This window comes from Hymenobacter profundi, assembly GCF_019334315.1.
GTDB classification, from domain to species: domain Bacteria; phylum Bacteroidota; class Bacteroidia; order Cytophagales; family Hymenobacteraceae; genus Hymenobacter; species Hymenobacter profundi.
In genome coordinates this window covers 1-2,183 of record NZ_JAHWGL010000193.1, presented here as the reverse complement: position 1 = coordinate 2,183, position 2,183 = coordinate 1, and the positions used below count along the sequence as shown (strand labels likewise).

General features: G+C 55.7%; 2 protein-coding genes. Both read left to right on the top strand.

Features of this window, described 5'->3' with window-relative positions; all coding sequences use genetic code 11:
* The first annotated feature begins 187 nt into the window (after window positions 1–187).
* Window positions 188–745, top strand: coding sequence for a DUF1599 domain-containing protein (locus KYK14_RS21820; protein ID WP_185281736.1), 558 nt, complete (start codon window positions 188–190; stop codon window positions 743–745).
* A 247-nt stretch (window positions 746–992) separates the two neighbouring features.
* Window positions 993–2,093, top strand: a complete 1,101-nt coding sequence (locus tag KYK14_RS21815) for a BT_3928 family protein (protein ID WP_185281737.1) — start codon at window positions 993–995, stop codon at window positions 2,091–2,093.
* Window positions 2,094–2,183 lie beyond the last annotated feature (90 nt).

Genomic DNA, 2,183 nt, shown 5'->3' with positions numbered 1-2,183 from the left:
CGAAAAACACGTATCTTGCAGAGCCTGGAGCATAGTTTCGGGTTGGGTCGTCTGTCATCCTGACGAAGGAAGGACCTGATGGAGATAGTAACGAGTATCGTGCCCGCGGTTCCTTCTGCTGTCATAAGGTCCTTCCTTCGTCAGGATGACAGACGCCTTCGTTTCCCAACAAAATAGGTTGAAAACCTTGCAAACGCAAACCCAGCACGAGTACGACCAGGTAATTGCGCGCTGCCGCGCGCTGTTTCTGGCCAAAACCCACGACTACGGCACCGCTTGGCGCATCCTGCGCCTACCCTCCGTTACCGATCAGCTCTACATTAAGGCCCAGCGCATTCGCTCCATTCAGGAGAAAGGCACGCAGTTGGTAGCCGATGGCGTGGAGGAAGAATTTGTGGCCATCATCAATTACTGCGTGATTGCCTTGCTGCAATTGCACCTACCCGCCGAGGCGCCCCTCGACCTCCCCACTGAGGAGGTAGCCGCTGCCTACGACCAGGAAATAGAGGCCAACCGCCAACTGCTGTTCGCTAAAAACCACGACTACGGCGAGGCCTGGCGCCAGATGCGCATTCCCAGCATCACCGACATTATCCTGATGAAGCTGCACCGCACCAAGCAGATTGAGGACCTGGCCGGCCAAACCCAAGTATCGGAAGGTGTAGAAGCCAATTACCGCGACATGCTGAACTATGCGGTGTTTGTGTTGATTAAGATGGGGTTAGGAGAAGTGGGAGCCGCATAAACCAAAACGTCATTTCGACTAGCGGGGGAAATCCTGCGTGCTAAACGTTGAATGTCATACTCCATCTGGCGTCTGCTTGTCGAAGCATTTCGCGTGCTGATGCTGGATACTATCAAGCGAGATTTCTCCCGCTGGTCGAAATGACATACGCCCCCTACCCTAGCATTTCCGTATTGGCGTGCGTGGCGTACCTTGCATAACGGCTCCCACACAACAACCAAGCTCCTAAGACCCCAAGACCCTACCTATGAAACTGATTACGCGCATTTGTTGGGCGCTGCTGGGCATCGTATTCATCTTCTCGGGCCTGATTAAGCTCAACGACCCAGTGGGCACGGGCCTGAAGCTGGAGGAATATTTTGAGGTATTTGCCCAGGATTTCGGCTCATTCTTCCTGATTTTCCGCAACATAGCCCGCACGCTGGCCATCATTCTCAGCACCCTGGAGGTGGTATTGGGCGTGGCGTTGCTGCTACGCTGGTACCTGCGCAAAACGTTGTGGGTGCTGCTGGCCTTGCTGGTGTTCTTCGGCTTCCTCACGTTCTACTCGGCTGCTTTCAATAAAGTAACGGACTGCGGCTGCTTCGGCGACTTCCTGAAGCTGACGCCCTGGGCTTCGTTCACGAAGGACATGATCCTGCTGGGCCTGTGGGTGGTAGTGTACCGCGGGCAGCGCTACCTGCGCTATTCTTTCGCGCCGGGCCAGTTGGGCGTGATGTACATCACGATTGCCACGGCCGTATCGGCGGGCATTGGCGTGTACGCGCTGGGGCACTTGCCCTACTTCGATTTCCGCCCTTATAAGGTAGGCAACGACATTGGCAAGCTGATGCAGCCCTCGGCCCCGCTACGCTACAAGTACATTATGACGCGCAACGGTGCGGACCAGGAATTCACCGACTACCCCACCGATACCACTTGGAAGTTCAAGGAAATGGTGGCGCTGAATCCGAATGACGGCCCCAAAATTACGGATTTCCGGGTGTGGAACGACGAGGGCGACTACACGCAAGAGCTGCTGAAAGGCAACAAATTGGTGCTGATTGTGCAGAGCGTAGAACGCGCCGACCGCGACCGGTTCAAGCAGATCAATCTGCTGCTGCAATCGGCCGATTCGTCGCAGAAGAAGCTAGTACCCCTAGTGGTTACCAGCAGCAGCCCCGCCGACTTCGACGCCTTTCGGCACGACGTGAACCTGATTGCGCCCGTGTACTACGCCGACGCCACCGTGCTCAAAACCATCATCCGCTCCGACCCTGGTTTTCTGCTGTTGCAGAATGGGGTAGTGAAGGGCAAGTTCCACTACCACGACATCCCTACCCGCGCCAAGCTGGAAGGGCTTCTTTAGAGCTGTGCATAGAAAGCGTTTGTCATCCTGAGCAGCGCGAAGGACCTTCTCACGTGAGAACGATAGACGTATCAACGACTCGTTCTCACG

Coding starts and splice junctions, on each gene's coding strand:
- KYK14_RS21815 (WP_185281737.1), top strand. CDS start 993: ATGAAACTGATTACGCGCATTTGTTGGGCGCTGCTGGGCATCGTATTC.